At 34.7% G+C, this 16,090-nt stretch carries 14 protein-coding genes and 1 riboswitch; of the genes, 3 read left to right on the forward strand and 11 right to left on the reverse strand.

From position 1 onward, the window contains the following. Positions 1–51: 51 nt before the first annotated feature. Entirely contained in the window at positions 52–327 is a 276-nt protein-coding gene (locus tag acsn021_RS11970; RefSeq protein ID WP_184089055.1) for a DUF370 domain-containing protein, read from the reverse strand. Positions 328–351: 24 nt separating this feature from the next. Continuing rightward, a complete protein-coding gene (locus acsn021_RS11975) occupies positions 352–1,230 on the reverse strand; it encodes a YicC/YloC family endoribonuclease (RefSeq protein WP_184090036.1) in 879 nt (292 codons plus the stop codon). A 407-nt stretch (positions 1,231–1,637) separates the two neighbouring features. On the opposite strand from acsn021_RS11975, the gene acsn021_RS11980 reads away from it, so the two are divergent. Further along, positions 1,638–3,398 carry an Rqc2 family fibronectin-binding protein gene (locus tag acsn021_RS11980; RefSeq protein WP_184089052.1) on the forward strand — a complete coding sequence of 587 codons (1,761 nt, stop codon included), beginning with the start codon at positions 1,638–1,640 and terminating at the stop codon, positions 3,396–3,398. A 61-nt stretch (positions 3,399–3,459) separates the two neighbouring features. Continuing rightward, positions 3,460–4,269, forward strand: a complete 810-nt coding sequence (locus acsn021_RS11985) for a histidinol-phosphatase HisJ family protein (protein ID WP_184089050.1) — start codon at positions 3,460–3,462, stop codon at positions 4,267–4,269. A 128-nt stretch (positions 4,270–4,397) separates the two neighbouring features. On the opposite strand, the gene mnmA is transcribed toward acsn021_RS11985, so the two are convergent. The 4 genes from mnmA to acsn021_RS12005 are packed head-to-tail and all read right to left on the reverse strand — an operon-like array spanning position 4,398 to position 7,680. Then, a complete protein-coding gene (mnmA, locus tag acsn021_RS11990) occupies positions 4,398–5,453 on the reverse strand; it encodes a tRNA 2-thiouridine(34) synthase MnmA (RefSeq protein WP_243167759.1) in 1,056 nt (351 codons plus the stop codon). Between the two features lie 37 nt (positions 5,454–5,490). Further along, positions 5,491–5,928 (reverse strand): Fe-S cluster assembly scaffold protein NifU, encoded by a 438-nt coding sequence (gene nifU / locus acsn021_RS11995; RefSeq protein ID WP_184089045.1) that lies wholly within the window; start codon positions 5,926–5,928, stop codon positions 5,491–5,493. A 51-nt stretch (positions 5,929–5,979) separates the two neighbouring features. Further along, the gene (gene nifS / locus acsn021_RS12000) at positions 5,980–7,176 is read right to left on the reverse strand and encodes a cysteine desulfurase NifS (protein WP_184089042.1); all 1,197 of its coding nucleotides are present in this window, start codon (positions 7,174–7,176) and stop codon (positions 5,980–5,982) included. A gap of 24 nt (positions 7,177–7,200) precedes the next feature. Continuing rightward, a complete protein-coding gene (locus tag acsn021_RS12005; protein ID WP_184089039.1) occupies positions 7,201–7,680 on the reverse strand; it encodes an RrF2 family transcriptional regulator in 480 nt (159 codons plus the stop codon). Between the two features lie 247 nt (positions 7,681–7,927). On the opposite strand from acsn021_RS12005, the gene acsn021_RS12010 reads away from it, so the two are divergent. Then, entirely contained in the window at positions 7,928–9,484 is a 1,557-nt protein-coding gene (locus tag acsn021_RS12010) for a putative polysaccharide biosynthesis protein (RefSeq protein WP_184089036.1), read from the forward strand. On the opposite strand, the gene acsn021_RS12015 is transcribed toward acsn021_RS12010, so the two are convergent. The 5 genes from acsn021_RS12015 to acsn021_RS12035 form a co-directional block, all read right to left on the reverse strand. Further along, positions 9,477–11,006: a diguanylate cyclase gene (locus tag acsn021_RS12015; RefSeq protein ID WP_184089033.1), complete on the reverse strand. Its 1,530-nt coding sequence runs from the start codon at positions 11,004–11,006 to the stop codon at positions 9,477–9,479. The genes acsn021_RS12010 and acsn021_RS12015 overlap by 8 nt on opposite strands. Before the next feature lie 208 nt (positions 11,007–11,214). Next, positions 11,215–11,312: riboswitch (cyclic di-GMP riboswitch) on the reverse strand. 235 nt (positions 11,313–11,547) lie between these two features. Beyond that, the gene (locus acsn021_RS12020) at positions 11,548–12,129 is read right to left on the reverse strand and encodes an amino acid kinase family protein (protein WP_184089030.1); all 582 of its coding nucleotides are present in this window, start codon (positions 12,127–12,129) and stop codon (positions 11,548–11,550) included. 551 nt (positions 12,130–12,680) lie between these two features. After that, positions 12,681–13,835 (reverse strand): hypothetical protein, encoded by a 1,155-nt coding sequence (locus tag acsn021_RS12025; protein ID WP_184089027.1) that lies wholly within the window; start codon positions 13,833–13,835, stop codon positions 12,681–12,683. A 44-nt stretch (positions 13,836–13,879) separates the two neighbouring features. Further along, complete coding sequence (locus acsn021_RS12030; RefSeq protein ID WP_184089024.1) at positions 13,880–14,884, reverse strand: FkbM family methyltransferase; 1,005 nt, start codon at positions 14,882–14,884, stop codon at positions 13,880–13,882. Between the two features lie 80 nt (positions 14,885–14,964). Beyond that, complete coding sequence (locus acsn021_RS12035; RefSeq protein ID WP_184089021.1) at positions 14,965–16,077, reverse strand: DUF362 domain-containing protein; 1,113 nt, start codon at positions 16,075–16,077, stop codon at positions 14,965–14,967. Between the last annotated feature and the right edge of the window lie 13 nt (positions 16,078–16,090).

The raw sequence follows: 16,090 nt of genomic DNA on the forward strand, positions 1-16,090 counted from the left end.
TAATTTACCTACAAAATTGGTATAAAAATTTCGATATGGTTATTCTAACCATTATAAATTAGTATATGCAGTACTATCTGCATTTTCTTTTGTTAGATTAATACGGTTGGCTATGGTTTCAGGCAAAAGCGCCGACAAAACTAAATGACCGCTATCCATAACCAATACTGCTTTTGTCTTTCTGCCACAGGTAGCATCTATTGCATTACCGGCATCCTTGGCATTTTGAACCAATCTCTTAATTGGAGCAGCATCAGGACTGATTATTCCAACTATTTTATTCGAGTTGACTACATTACCAAAACCTACATTAATTAACCGGCTCAATTTTGTACCTCTCTAAAAATACTGTTATTCTATATTTTGTATTTGCTCTCTGATTTTTTCAATATCAGTTTTTAAGTCAATGGCTATATTAGTAATCTCTATATCATTCACTTTTGAAAGTATGGTGTTTGCTTCCCGGTTCATCTCCTGGGCAATAAAGTCAAGCTTACGACCAATCTCTTCACCAGTTTCCAAAGCAGTACTCATATTTTTTATATGACTTCTTAGACGGACTGTTTCTTCATCAACACAGATTTTATCTGCAAAGATGGTGATTTCCGTAGCCAGTACTCCTTCATCAAGCTTTGTGTCACCAAGTAATTCATTTACCTTTAAGGTAAGTTTATTACGATAATCAGTAACAATCTGAGGTGATCTTTCTTCTATAAAACGAATATATTCTGCCATACCATCAAGCTTATGAAGTAAATCTTTTTTCAGGTTTTCTCCTTCTGCTCTTCTAGTCTCCACTAATTGCTCTGAAGCAGTTCTCACGGCCTTTTCTAACAGCTTCCACAATTCCTGTTCATCTATGGTTTGCTCTTCCAAAGTGAGTACATCTGGAAAACGTGACAAATTAGATACCTTAATATCATTATCAATCTCAAATGTTTCACTCATCTTCTGAAGATATTTTAGATACTCTCTGGCAATATCCTCATTATATCTTACACATATGTTATTCTCTGTATAATCTTCATACGTGATAAATACATCCACTTTTCCACGTCCGATAAATTGCTTTAAAACATTTCTTATAGCTGACTCAAAGAAACTTAACTTCTTTGGCATTCTAATGGAAATGTCACAATATCTATGGTTTACTGCCTTCATTTCTACAATTATCTTTCGTTCTTCATTTGCAACTTCACATCTTCCGAAGCCAGTCATGCTTTTTAACATATTCACACGTTCTTTCATATTCGTTTAAATTTTCCATAAATGCCGAATCCATATTAAGAGATTTTTCCAAAGGCATTTCAATTCATTATAATTGATATGAAATCACAAGTCAATACAACTACACAAATTATTAAAATTTATTGCACCGGTTGATAACAAATGGTATACTGTTTTTACTGTATTTCATGGATTTTTATGGATTACAGCAGGTCTAAATTAAAGCAGTTTAATATGATAGGTTTATGCCCTCTAAGATTCATACTTATAATTAATAAGTTCTTGCTTATTACTGTTTGCATACTCAGGACTGTAATACTTTAATCTACCGATTATGGATGAAAGAAGTAGTTCTTTTGCTGAATCATCCTGCTTTAAATAGAATAATTGTTTTAGGAAAGGTGTTTATTATGGCTTTAGATGGATTTGTTATATCTAATATAGTAAAAGAATTAAAAGATACTCTAAAGGATGGGAGAATCAGTAAAATATCTCAACCTGAAAAGGATGAGTTAGTTTTAACAATAAAAAATAACCGGGAAAATTATAAGCTTTATTTATCTGCTAATGCAAGTCTTCCTCTGATATATTTAACCGAAGAGTCAAAGCAGAATCCAATGACTGCGCCTGGCTTTTGTATGTTACTTAGAAAGCATTTAAACAGTGCAAGGATTCTTGATATTATTCAGCCCGGCTTAGAGAGGATTATCCGCATTAAGATTGAGCATTTGAATGAAATGGGCGATTTATGTACTAAGTATCTCATTCTTGAGGTAATGGGTAAGCACAGTAATATTATTTTCTGTGACGAAGAAGATAAAATCGTTGACAGTATTAAGCACATCTCCCATTTGGTAAGTTCTGTAAGAGAAGTTTTACCCGGAAGAGATTATGTGCTGCCCTTAGCCGGTGAAAAAGCAGACCCCCTTTCTATTGACTGGGCGATTTTTAGAGAATTGGTTTTAAAGAAGCCGCTTCCTCTCGGTAAGGCTATCTATACTTCACTTACTGGTTTTAGCCCTTTAATGGCAAACGAACTATGTACTTTAGCTTCTCTGGACTCAGAAGTCTCTACCAGTTCTCTCACTGAGACAGAGGCACTGCATCTTTATAAGAATTATGAGCGTCTGATACAGGCAGTAAAAGACGGCAATTATAAACCCGGTATCGTTTATAAAGATGGTATACCGGTTGAATTTTCCTGTTTTGAGCTTACCTGCTATAAGGACCTGGAGCTTAAGATATTTCCTTCTATTTCCACGGTACTGGAACATTTTTATGCTACTAAAAATACAGTAGCAAGAATTCGTCAAAAGTCTGTGGATTTACGTAAAATTGTAACCAATGCTATAGAACGAAACACTAAAAAATATGACTTACAATTAAAACAGCTTAAGGATACAGAAAAGAGAGATAAATACAGAGTATACGGCGAATTAATTAATACCTATGGCTACTCTGTGGAACCCGGGTCAAAATCTTTCACTGCATTAAATTATTATACCAATGAAGAAATCACCATTCCACTTGACCAGACATTAACCCCCATGGAGAATGCTAAACACTATTTTGAAAAATACAACAAGTTAAAACGTACCTATGAGGCATTATCAAACTTTATAGAAGAAACAAAAAATGATTTAATACACCTTGATTCAATCAGAACTTCCCTTGATATTGCTCTGGCTGAAGAAGATCTGGTGGAGTTAAAGGAAGAACTGATGGAATATGGCTATATGAAGCGCCGTTTTGTTCAAGGCAAGCCGGGTGCCAAAAATAAAGTTAGAAAGATTACCAGTAAACCCTTTCATTATATCTCTTCTGACGGCTACCACATCTATGTAGGTAAAAACAACTACCAGAATGATGAGTTAACCTTTAAATTTGCTACCGGCAGCGACTGGTGGTTTCATGCTAAAAAGATGGCCGGCTCTCATGTTGTGGTACAAGCCAATGGAAGCAGTGAACTTCCTGACCGTACGTATGAGGAAGCAGCAAGGCTAGCGGCATACTATTCAAAAGGCAGGGATACTGATAAGGTAGAAATAGATTATACAGAACGAAAGAATGTCAAGAAACCCAATGGAAGCAAACCCGGCTTTGTAATCTATCATACCAATTATTCTATGGTTGCTTCCCCTGATATAAATGGCATTACCCAGATATCTTAAAAACAAGTACAAAGGACGTAACACTTAAAACCTTATAAACATTACACGATAGGAGGTTTCTATGATTACTGCTGACTACCACGTACATTCAAAGTTTTCCAGTGATTCCGAGAGTACAATGGAGAGCATGATTGAAAAGGCTATCAGCCTTGGAATGGAACGAATTTGTTTTACTGACCATATGGACTATGATTTTCCAGTGTACAACGGATATACTTTTGTTTTTGACCCGGATGAATATTTTGATACACTAAATATTTTAAAGGTACGCTATCAGGATAAAATTAAAGTATTAATAGGCGTGGAACTCGGACTTCAACCTTACCTTGTAGATAGATACCATCAATTACTCTCTAAATACCCTTTTGACTTTGCCATTGGTTCCTCCCATCTGGTAAATGGTATTGATCCTTATAGGAAAGAATACTGGGAAGGCAAAAGTAAAGAAGAAGGTATGCGACGCTATTTTCAAAGTATTATTGATAATGTGAAGACTTTTAAAGATTTTCAAATATATGGTCATTTGGATTATGCGATACGCTATGCGCCTGATACCAATGAAGGGTATACCTATGAAAGGTTTTCTACTATCATTGATACCATGTTAAAGACAATAATAGAACATGACAAAGGTATAGAAATAAATACTTCAGGATTTAAATACGGCCTAGGACACCCTCATCCTCACTCGGATATTGTAAGACGATATAAAGAACTCGGAGGCGAACTCATAACCATTGGTTCAGATGGACATAAACCGGAACACTTAGGATATGATTTTAAGAAGGCAGAGGAATTATTACTGTCACTTGGATTCCGTTATTATACAGTTTTTGAAAAAATGAAGCCGATTTTTATTAAACTCAACTAAGGAATGTTAAAATCACTATTCTAATACCTGAAAGTGTCAAAAACACCTCTCTAGTTCGACCTGTAATTCAAACTAGAGAGGTATTTTATACTCGCATATATCACTAAAATACATTATTGTCTACTTTATTAATCTCGTAATATGGTTCCACCGCCCACAACATAATCACCACTGTAAAATACGACTGCTTGTCCGGGTGTCACAGCTCTTTGAGGTTCTTCAAAGATACATTCCACCTTATCCGCTTCTACCTTACGTATAACACACTTAGAGCCTCTATGACTATACCGTATTTTAGCTTGTACCGTCATTTCACCCTCTAAGTCCTCAATAGACATAAAATTTAGATTACCTGCATACAATTTATTGCTGTATACTTCATCACTGTTTCCAATTACTACTTCATTCGTCTCAGGTCTTATAGCAAGTACAAAAACCGGATGACCCATGGAAAGGTTTAGACCCTTTCTTTGTCCTACAGTATAATGAATGATTCCTTTGTGCTTACCTATAATTTTACCTTCAGTTGTTACAAAGTTGCCTTCCTTAGGTGTTTCACCGGAATACTCTTTAATAAATTTTGCATAATCCTTATCCGGTATAAAACAGATTTCCTGACTATCCGGCTTATTTGCCACTCTTAAATTAATACCTTTTGCAATTTCACGTATTTGATCTTTTGTGTATTCACCAACAGGCATTAATGTATGGGATAACTGAAATTGGGTTAAGTTGTATAAGGCATATGTCTGGTCTTTTTCTGCTGTTGCTGATTTTTGTAAGGTAAACCTGCCATTGACTAATTTAACCACTCTGGCATAATGACCTGTGGCAATAAAGTCAGCCCCAATGCCAAGCGATTTTGTCAGCAAAGATTCCCATTTTACATAACGATTACATGCAATACAGGGATTTGGTGTATTTCCTTTTAGATATTCTTCCGTAAAATAGTCCATTACTGCATTTTTAAATTCACTCTTGAAGTTCATAACATAATAAGGGATATCAAGAGCAAATGCCACTCTTCTGGCATCGTCAACTGCACTTAAACCGCAGCAGCCTCCACTTTCTTCCTGTGCAGCCGTATCTTCGTCCTGCCATATCTGCATGGTAACACCGATTACTTCATAACCTGCTTCTTTTAATAGAAGTGCAGCTACCGAAGAATCAACTCCACCAGACATACCTACGACTACTTTTTTCTTATCCAAGATATACCTCCTAGTAGACTTCTTCTACTTCTTCCTCACTAATATCGGTTTTGGGTTTTTCAAGTCCCTCAATTACGATATTGTTTTTTGTAGCATAATCCCAGAGCGCTGCATGGATTGCTTCTTCTGCTAATAATGAACAATGTACCTTAACCGGTGGCAGACCATCTAAGGCATCCATAACCGCTTTATTGGTTACTTGAAGTGCTTCCTTTATACCTTTACCCTTAACCAGTTCCGTTGCCATACTGCTGGTAGCAACTGCTGCACCACAGCCAAATGTTTTAAATTTAACATCATTAATGATGCCATTGTCATCAATATCCAGATATATTCTCATGATATCTCCACATTTGGCATTTCCTACAGTACCTACTCCACTTGCATTTTCTATTTCTCCGACATTTCTTGGGTTGCTGAAATGATCCATTACTTTCTCAGTGTACATTTGCTTATTCCTCCTTAATAAATACCTGCATATATTTCTTATTAAAAGATATTATATTCCTTCCTTGATATGCGAAATTTTAATAAAATCTTCATATAAAGGTGACATGGATCGAAGTTTTTCTACGATTTCCTTAATCTTTTCTACAACATAATCAAGTTCTTCCTCTGTGTTATCTTCGCACAAAGTCAGGCGCAGGGAACCATGCGCTATTTCATGAGGCAAACCAATAGCAAGCAGTACGTGAGAGGGATCTAAAGATCCCGATGTACAGGCAGAACCACTGGAAGCACAAATATTTTGCATGTCAAGCATAATCAGTAGAGATTCCCCTTCGATAAACTGAAAACTAAAATTAACATTATTGGGAAGTCTACTCGTTCTATGACCGTTTAATCTAACATAAGGAATTTCTGATAGCACTCGATTAATTAACCTATCTCTTAATGCTATTTCTTTTTCCTGACGTTCTTTTAAGGTTTCGATTGCGATTTCAACAGCCTTTCCAAAACCTACAATTCCCGGTACATTCTCTGTTCCGGCTCTTCTATGCCTTTCCTGACCGCCGCCATGGACAAATGCTTTTAATTTTAGACCTTTGCGAATATATAAAAATCCAATTCCCTTGGGTCCATTTAATTTATGACCGCTGGCACTTAGCATATCAATGTTTAAGTCATTTACATCCATATCCAGTTGACCAAATGCCTGCACAGCATCTGTGTGGAATAGAATTTTGTTTTCCTTTGCTAACTGCCCGATTTCCTTGATTGGCTGAACAGTTCCTATTTCATTATTGGCAAACATAACGGAGATTAAGATAGTCGTGGGACGAATAGCCTTTTTAAGCTCATCCAGTTTTATAATCCCATTTTCATCTACGTCAACATAAGTAACTTCAAAGCCTTTTGACTCTAAATATTCACAGGTATGCAATACTGCATGATGCTCAATTTTAGATGTAATAATATGATTTCCTTTATCCCCGTAAGCTTCTGCTGTTGCTTTTATAGCCCAGTTATCGCTTTCTGTACCACCTGCTGTAAAATATATTTCAAAGGGTTCCGCCTTAAGCGCATTTGCTATTGTATTTCTGGCATCATCCACTGCTTTTTTATTTTGAGTTGCTAGTTCATACACGCTGGAGGGATTTCCGAAACTCTCCGTGAAAAAAGGAAGCATGGCCTCCACAACTGCTGGGCGTGTTTTGGTTGTAGCGGCATTATCCAAATAAATCTTTTTTTCCATCTGTGTCATCTCCTAATATTTATTTTATTGCCCGCAAGAAGGCTTTTTACGGTTATCTGTTTCTAATATCCCGTGTTCAGTCCTAAGTTTCCTGCTTTCCTCCAATAATTCCGAGAGGAGCATGGTATCGACGGTACTGTTTATACTATCACTTATACGCATCCATACATATTTTGTTACACATAAATCTGCACCGGTACAGGAGGAACCGCTGCCTAGTATCTCTGCACAGTCCACCGGATTTAGGTCACCTTCTAAAGCTCTTAATATATCTCCTACTGAAATATCCTCCGGCTTTTTAGCAAGAATATAACCTCCCTGCGCACCACGAATGCTGTTAACAATACCAGCTCTTTTAAGTTTCGCAATTAACTGTTCCAGGTAGCTTATAGAGATTCCCTGCCTTTCAGCAACCCCACTCAAGGCAACCGCTTCGCTTTCCCCGTTTAATGCCAAATCCAGTACTGCGCGTAGACCATATCTGCCCTTTGTAGATAGTTTCATTGTTAGCTCCCATCTGCGACCCCTGGTCGCGTATAAATCAAAAGGTTGAATACCTTCTATTCAACCATCCACCTTTCTGTGAATTTCGGATTTTAATTCCTACTATTTCATTTCCTAGTAAAATAGTGTGCATTTGTAACATAATATCACCGCAAAGTTAATTTGTCAACAGGATTCTGGTATTGTTTGCTATCCTGCGAATATATTTAAATAAGTTATTTAATTAGGAAGTGTTAGGAGTTTTTATATGACAAAAAACAAAAGCAATCTGATTAAAGGTACCTTGGTACTTACATTAGCAGGCGTTATTACCCGATTAATCGGTTTCTTTTATCGTATTTTTCTTTCTAATTCTATGGGACCGGAGGTACTTGGAATATATCAATTGGTTTTTCCGGTATACGGTATTTGCTTTACCATATTTGCTTCGGGTATACAGACAGCTATCTCTACCCTGGTAGCCAATGAATTAGGTCAAAAACATTATGTTGGCATTTCAAAAGTACTAAAAAAGGGAATACTTATGTCAGTAAGTACAGCATTAGTATTATCCTTCTTAACCTATCGTTATTCGGACTTTCTGGCAATAAGTGTATTAAGAGAAGCAAATTGTGTTTCTTCTATAAAATTATTAGCCTTGGCTTTCCCTTTTTGTGGTATTACTTCTTGCATTAATGGTTACTATTATGGATTAAAAAAAGCCGGTGTTCCCGCTGCAACACAGTTATTAGAGCAGATAGTAAGAGTCATCACTGTTTTCTTTCTTGCTGGATACGCCGGTAATGGTGATATTAAAGTAACCAGTGACCTAGCAGTATTAGGTCTGGTTATTGGTGAATTTGCCTCTCAGTTGTATAACATCGGCTCCATGTATTTTAACCGTACCTCTAAAGAAATTAATGCTCTGGCAGAGGCCTCTGAAAAACATAATGTACAAAATACTTGTGAAAAAGAGTCTAAATCTCTGACTCTGCAATTATTTAAAATAAGTCTTCCACTCACAGCTAATCGTTTACTAATTAGTATTTTACATAGTGTGGAGGCCATCTTAATTCCCAGTATGTTAAAATTATATGGCTTAAGCAGTTCTGAAGCCTTAAGTATATATGGAGTCCTGACAGGAATGTCCGTACCCTTTATCATGTTCCCTTCCGCCATAACAAATTCCTTATCCGTACTCCTGCTGCCGACCATATCCGAAGCCCAGTCTTCTAAGAATACCGATATGATAAAGAAAACCACTTCTATTTCAATAAAATATAGCTTGTTAATAGGCATTATCAGCAGCGGTTTATTTATAAGCTTTGGTCAGGAACTTGGTAATATTGTCTTCCATAACAAAATGGCAGGAAGTTTTTTAACCACTCTGGCCTGGCTTTGTCCCTTTCTATACATAACAACTACTTTAAGCAGTATTATAAATGGGCTGGGTTTAGCCCACTTAACTTTTATTAATTCAGTAGTGGGTCTATCTGTCCGAATTCTTATGATTTTATACTTTGTTCCAAAACAAGGGATTACCGGTTACCTTACCTGTCTGCTAGTCAGTCAGTTAGTTATAACCTGCTTTGACGGATTAATTGTAATGAAACATATTAAACCACCCTTTCAGGCATCGGACTTTATACTAAAGCCCAGTATTATTGTAGCCGGATGCAGTTATATCATGTATCGGATTTATGAATATTTTAGACCACAGATACAGGGTTTACCAGCCTTAATAGGCTTTTGCACTTTATTATGTGTTCTTATTGTTATACTTTTAGGCATAACAAAAGCTGTTTCCTTAAAAGATTTTAAGTAAACAGCTTGTAACCGTCTTTTCCACAATCCTTTACATCATACAATGCCTTATCCGCGCAATCTAATAGCTGATTGTAATTCAGACCGTCAGATGGATACATAGATACACCAATACTTCCTGATAACGAGATTTGATACCTTTCTTCAAGGTACACAGTCCGAAGTGTCCTACTAAGTAAGTCTGCCTTTGAAGCGATAACTTCCCGGCTTGTTATATTTCCAATAAATACAGCAAATTCATCTCCGCCTATGCGGCCAATAATTTCTCCGGCAGAAAAAATCATTTTGACTTGGTTGATAACAAAGGATAAAACCTTGTCTCCTTGTAAATGACCGTATCGGTCATTAATGCTCTTAAAGTCATCAATATCAACAATCATGAAGATATGCTTGGCTTCACTATGTTGTTCAATATAATGGTCAATCAAATCCTTAGTGGTACATTTATTATAAACACCAGTCAGCGGATCTCGTTTTGCTTTGTTTTCTAAAGTTTGTAATTCCTTCTTATGAAGGTCTATATTGACAATCTTGCCTATTACCCGGGTGGGGCGCTTTTTATCACCATATAATGTCTTACCTCGGGTATGGCACCAAACATACTCCCCATTCACATCTCTTAACCGGAATTCCGATTCCACCATTTCTTTACCACTGGATAAAGCCCTCAGATACTCTGAAAATACTCCCATATCCTCATCATGTATCATAAATTTATCTTCCCTTAACACCTCTGAAAACTTGTATATTACCGGCTCTTTACCATACAATTCCTTATATTTGTCAGCAAAAATCATGGTGTCATTTTCAACGTCATATTCAAATAAAATGTCGTTGGAGATTTCTGCTGCTACCCGGTACCGTTCTTCTTCTAAAAGCAATTTCTCCTGCATGAGCCTGGATTCTGAAATGTCTATTATAACAGCTGACAATGTGGACTTCTTTTCTTTATCTTGTATGTAATTACCATTAATAAGTATCCAGATGATTCTCCCGCTTTTCGTAACCAGACGCACTTCTTTTTGTACATACTCTCCATTTACAAAGCCGTCTGCTAAGGAGATGAACTTGTCCAAATCCTCTGCAATTGCAAGAGCAGTAAAATCATTATTAAATAGCTTCTTAATTTCATTCTTATCATAACCCACCAACTCATAAAAACCATTGCTGGCATAAATTATAGGATATCCCGGCTCCAGAATAAAATTAGCAAAACAGGCATGGATACTATTCGTAATATGCCTTAATTCCACAGATGCTTCTCTAAGCTTATCTTCACTGGCTTTTTTTACCCTCCATATAACCATAGCCGATATACCAAGCATGATTAAAAATAACAAACACACAACCAGTAGAATGGTAAAATAGTCAGGGACAAATCGATTTTCCATAAAACTTTCCTTAGCACTAACTATGTCATGTTTCAGCAAAACATTACCAGCTAACACCACGCTATATAATACAATGACAAACCCGTTACGCAAAGCTTTGTGAAAAACGATACGAAAAGTCCGCTTTTTCACTTCTTTTCACCTTCTTTATCGCATTTTAATTTACATTACTGTTTTCTCATTTGTTCAGTAAATATTTGTTACTGTAGCATTAATTATGACATTCTGTTGAGAACACCCTTAATTATAACTTCCATTACTTCAAGAGAAAAAATATACAAAAAAAGCTCCATGTTATACACAGAGCTTAGCTTGCAAATAAGCAGTAATCCTAATTACTTTGTGCAACCGGCTATCATATCAGAAAACACTTTTGTTTTCCGGTTTAGACCCTAAGCTTTGCGTCCTTATCTTTCGATAAGTTTGCCCATACCAAATATAGGATTATTGTACTGCATATTAATGTATATTGCAACAGTTTTTCTCTTCTTTATACAAATAAAAGGGCAAACTATCACTTTAACTTTTGGCTTTTTATTGAATATAATATATGAACCTATGTATGACTCCCTATCTATAGCTTACATGTGCGTTTAAAAATGTAGTTTCTGCTTCGAATATATTTTCAATATATATATAATTGTTTGGGAACATATTGTACTTTATAATCATTCTATTGTAAGATAAAAGATTCATAAACATTCTCAAAATAGTTATCTGATATACTATCTACATCAGAATAAATAATCATTTTGTCAGCTTTAATTAAAAATGTTACTGCCAAAGACAATATTATACAGTCCTCAAAGCATTTATCTACAGAATTCCAATTCATATGTCCTATACAATCATTTTGTATTATGGGTATGATTTGCATATGCAGCAAAAAATCAAGGGTTTTTAAAAGTTCTGCCTTTTTTTTTTCATTTTCAAAGTCTTTTATGTTTAATAATATTTGAGCAATCGTCTTATCATATTTACCAAAAGACTCAAAGTATAATTGTATAATTTTACATTGACCAATAGCACCGAAAAAACCTTGATTAATTAATTCATCTGATTTAAATTCCATGTTAAGTTGATTTGCACCGCTTGCAATAGCTCCTGATGATACAATTATAATTTTATTTCCAGCATCCTGAATGTTTGATAACACTTTTATCAACTGTTCAAAACGATTATATTTACAACCATTTTCATCAATTAGGCTTGTTATGTTGACCAATACAACAATTATATAATTGTCTAATACCATATTAACGTACATTCCTTTCGCTTCGCTCAAAGCTCAAATCGTGATGAAAGAGAACAAGCGAATTTCTTCTTCACTTGATATAATTAACTAGAATAATATAAACATACTGCCGTATCTGTTGTGGTATCGACTTGCACAAAAAAATTATAATTACTGCCATTGCCATAACGTCTACTAAAAATTTTACTCCTCAAATAACAATAAACGTTTTGCCACTATTAATTCAGACTTATAAAATCTTAAGCATGCTATCTGTAAAGCAATACATCCTCTCTTGTAATACATTGACTCTGTATATGCCAATCACTTCTCAAAAAGTCTATAAAATCCATAAGGGATGAAGCCTTTACTTGTTCAGTGTGCAAATGACGCAAGCATGATTCCAAGAATCCATATCTTAAATTCAAGTATGAGCATATCAAGAAACGCCATGGACACAAAATAGCTTAAAGCGATTGTACGAATGACGTTCACTGAATTTATCAAATAATTTCTCTTTATACTAATAATAAGTTTCATGCAGCTGAATTTAATCTGAGTCGGTTAAGTTACTATTTATTCTTACAATTAAATCTCATATTCTTATTAACTTTTTGATAAAATAATCTGCTAAATCTCAGTGCAGAATCAAAATTATTATAGTAGTCCCAATAAGCCCACTTGGGAAATGTATCTTCAGAATATAAACGACGATTTTCCGGTATATCAATTATATTTGTATCCTTTATGTATACGAAATAATTCACCCTATGGTTTTCATCTTCTGCCTTAAGTAATTGTTTGTAATCCTTTCTTATCGTAGAGCCGCTGACTCCCTCCTCATAAATACCAACATTTAAAATACACTTTGGAAATGCATGCAAAACCTTAATCATTGCATCTGTTGACATATTAGAATCAATTTCAACACTCATATCAATATCATAAAACTGACCTGTAAAGTCATAATTTTCTTCTGACATTATTAACATGCTTGCCTTTTCAAAATTGTTTTCAATCTTACCTAATAAATGCATCAATGTATCATTCGACATCTTAACAGGAGGGCGATGATAAATATTATATAGCTCATTATGTTTAGATCCCATACAATTATTACAGCCCTGGTGCCTAGTCGTACAGCCTCCCTTTGAAGTAATTATCATTGGTAAGTTATATTGATCGTTGTATTCATATAATCTCAAATAGTTTTTGTCTTCCATATAGTAATCAGAAGTTCTGCTGACATACTTTAGATAAGAAGGAAACCAATCCAGATTAAATTCAAGATTTTTAAAATCATCTTCAGTAAACTTATACGTTACTGAATTACGAAAAGTACGACTGACTAAATTAGGTATTTTTTTTATATGGACATCATTTAGTAAATAATCAATCGGTAACTCATTATCTCCCTGAATGTAGTAATCTACATCTGAACGCTTAAAGATTTCTTCATATTTTAAAGCCGAATAAAGTCCCCCAAAAAGAATGCTTGCATTTTTATTCTTTTCTTTAATATAATCAACAATTAGAAAAAATTCGTATAACTGAATAAACCAATTCAGTTCAACAATGAAAAAATCATATTCCTTAACGTATTCTTCATTAAGTTCAAAACTATATATTCCTTTTATCTTTTCCTTGTTTTTACTAAACAACCAACAAGATGGGGCTGAAAAAGAATAATTGTGCATTGTAATTGGGTAAACTACTAATGCTTTCATCCGGTTTCCTCCTTTTAATTATAATAAACATCAAATATCTCACATTATATAGCAGTTGCATATAATACAATGCTGTGAGCAACTGGTGTTTTTTGAGCTAAATAAATTCTGTATTCAGGAACAATCGATTTGAGCCATAATGGAATCTGAATAATATCCTGATATTTATGATAAGCGCAAATTGCTAATTTAGGTTTAAATGTCTTAATCGTATTTATACCACCTTTTAAGGCTCTCAGCTCTGCACCTTCAATATCCATTTTAATAAAATCAACAGACTGCAACTTATTTTCCTCTACAAACGAATCCATCGTGATGACTTCAATATACATTTCTCCCTCTGAAGTAATACATTTTGATGCATCTCCACTTTCAATAATCCCCAATTTAGTGCTTTCATCCCACAGCCCTTTCTTCACTACTTGAATCGTAGTATCGAAACCATTGTTATAGATGTTATTTTCTAAGAACGACACATGTGATGGCATTATTTCGAACGAATATACCTTTCCTGACTCGCCAACCTTTTTTGCAAACCAAATAGAAGTCTCACCTTTATATGCCCCAATATCTAAAACAATATCATTTTTTTGTGGTTCACATCTATCTTCTAATAAATAGGTTTCACATATCCAGGTTTCAGAAATAAGATAGAGTTCTGTATTTAACAGATAATCTTCTATACAATACATTTCACCATTTTTTTTGATTTTTGATGCAGCAATTTTACCCAGCTCAATTCTGCTATGATTTGTAGGATAAGGATACATCCCTTCTACTATTGTAACACTTTGAATTATGGTTAACGCTATTTTAAATTTTATATACCAGTCTAATACTAATTTTGATTCTTCATCTTCTAATCGTTCATATACAAGTATTAAATCTGAAACAAGAGACTCTTCTATATAGACTTCTCCAGTCTCTTTCCATTCCAAAAAAGATTTTGATATATTATCATAAAACAATTTGTCTTCTTCATAAAAAGGAATTATATCTGACAATTGTTTTTTTATCTTTATCAAATCTGTTGATTGTTCTTTATCCAAACAATCCAAAAACACATTTTTGTATTGTTCACTAATCCGAGATCTGCACATTTTCCCCATCCTTTCAAGATAGTCAGCCACTATACATTTATTTTATGATTACTACTCAAATCCCAATAATGAAACTTCTCAATTTTTACTGCCTTTTCCGGACATAATTCATGACAGCAATAACATTTTATACAAGACTCAAGTTGAATAGAAGGTTTTTTATTGATCATCTTAATTATTTGCGCAGGACAAACCTTGCTACATATTCCACATCCTATACAAAGGGAATAATTAATAACTGGAACCGTATCTGTCTTATTGATTGTATCTGGAAGTATGAATGGCTTAATTTCCAAATCCTCGAATGTTAAATCCATCATATCTATATCCTTAATGCTTCCAGTTATTAGTCCTCTTTTTATAGAGGATGAAATAGTAGGAACCTCAAAGGGATCAAATCCAACAATTGTTGTTGCTGCCAAATCCACTATGTAAGGATTTTCAGATGCCATGACCAATCCCATATGTCTGACAATACCTGCTGAAGGACCATTCCCTTCCATACAATCAATCGCATCAATAATTGATAGTGTAGGTTTTACATACTCGCAAATATCAACCAAATGTTCACCAAAAGTCCTTGCATCTTTCAACTTGTAATGGTATTTCATCTTAATAATACCAGGAATCGTACCAAAAAGGTTTTTAACAGCACCTGTATACATCATCATCGCATGAGTCTTCAATTTAGCTGCGGATACTATTAAGTCAGCATCATATGCATACCTTGCCAAAGTCATTTTTTTCAAACATACGGATTCAACACTTTCCACATCAATAATGGATGTATCAAAATTTAAATTACAACCTGTTTCATCAGCAACTTTTGACATTCCCGTTTCGTCATATACCGTTTTTAATATTTGTTTTGTAAAACCATGAGGAGCACCTGGGCTATCCGCGATTGTAACTGCACAATGAAACGACTGAAAATATCTTACAATTGCCTTAACAACATTTGGATGTGTCGTTATTGCTTTCTCCGGTGTTTGATTGCTTACTAGATTTGCTTTTACTACTACTTTCATCTCTTGTTTTATCTTTTGCTTTAATTCTGGTATTCTTTCCAAACAGTGAAAGATAGCATCTTCTACTCTCTGGTATTCATAGTTTTCGCATTTTGTTACGCATACTTTATGCATATCGTTCTCCTCT

Origin of the sequence: Anaerocolumna cellulosilytica, from assembly GCF_014218335.1 — a bacterium.
GTDB lineage: Bacteria > Bacillota > Clostridia > Lachnospirales > Lachnospiraceae > Anaerocolumna > Anaerocolumna cellulosilytica.

Coding starts and splice junctions, on each gene's coding strand:
- acsn021_RS11975 (WP_184090036.1), bottom strand. CDS start 1,230: ATGTTAAAAAGCATGACTGGCTTCGGAAGATGTGAAGTTGCAAATGAA.
- acsn021_RS11980 (WP_184089052.1), top strand. CDS start 1,638: ATGGCTTTAGATGGATTTGTTATATCTAATATAGTAAAAGAATTAAAA.
- acsn021_RS11985 (WP_184089050.1), top strand. CDS start 3,460: ATGATTACTGCTGACTACCACGTACATTCAAAGTTTTCCAGTGATTCC.
- mnmA (WP_243167759.1), bottom strand. CDS start 5,453: ATGTCTGGTGGAGTTGATTCTTCGGTAGCTGCACTTCTATTAAAAGAA.
- nifU (WP_184089045.1), bottom strand. CDS start 5,928: ATGTACACTGAGAAAGTAATGGATCATTTCAGCAACCCAAGAAATGTC.
- nifS (WP_184089042.1), bottom strand. CDS start 7,176: ATGGAAAAAAAGATTTATTTGGATAATGCCGCTACAACCAAAACACGC.
- acsn021_RS12005 (WP_184089039.1), bottom strand. CDS start 7,680: ATGAAACTATCTACAAAGGGCAGATATGGTCTACGCGCAGTACTGGAT.
- acsn021_RS12010 (WP_184089036.1), top strand. CDS start 7,928: ATGACAAAAAACAAAAGCAATCTGATTAAAGGTACCTTGGTACTTACA.
- acsn021_RS12020 (WP_184089030.1), bottom strand. CDS start 12,129: ATGGTATTAGACAATTATATAATTGTTGTATTGGTCAACATAACAAGC.
- acsn021_RS12025 (WP_184089027.1), bottom strand. CDS start 13,835: ATGAAAGCATTAGTAGTTTACCCAATTACAATGCACAATTATTCTTTT.
- acsn021_RS12035 (WP_184089021.1), bottom strand. CDS start 16,077: ATGCATAAAGTATGCGTAACAAAATGCGAAAACTATGAATACCAGAGA.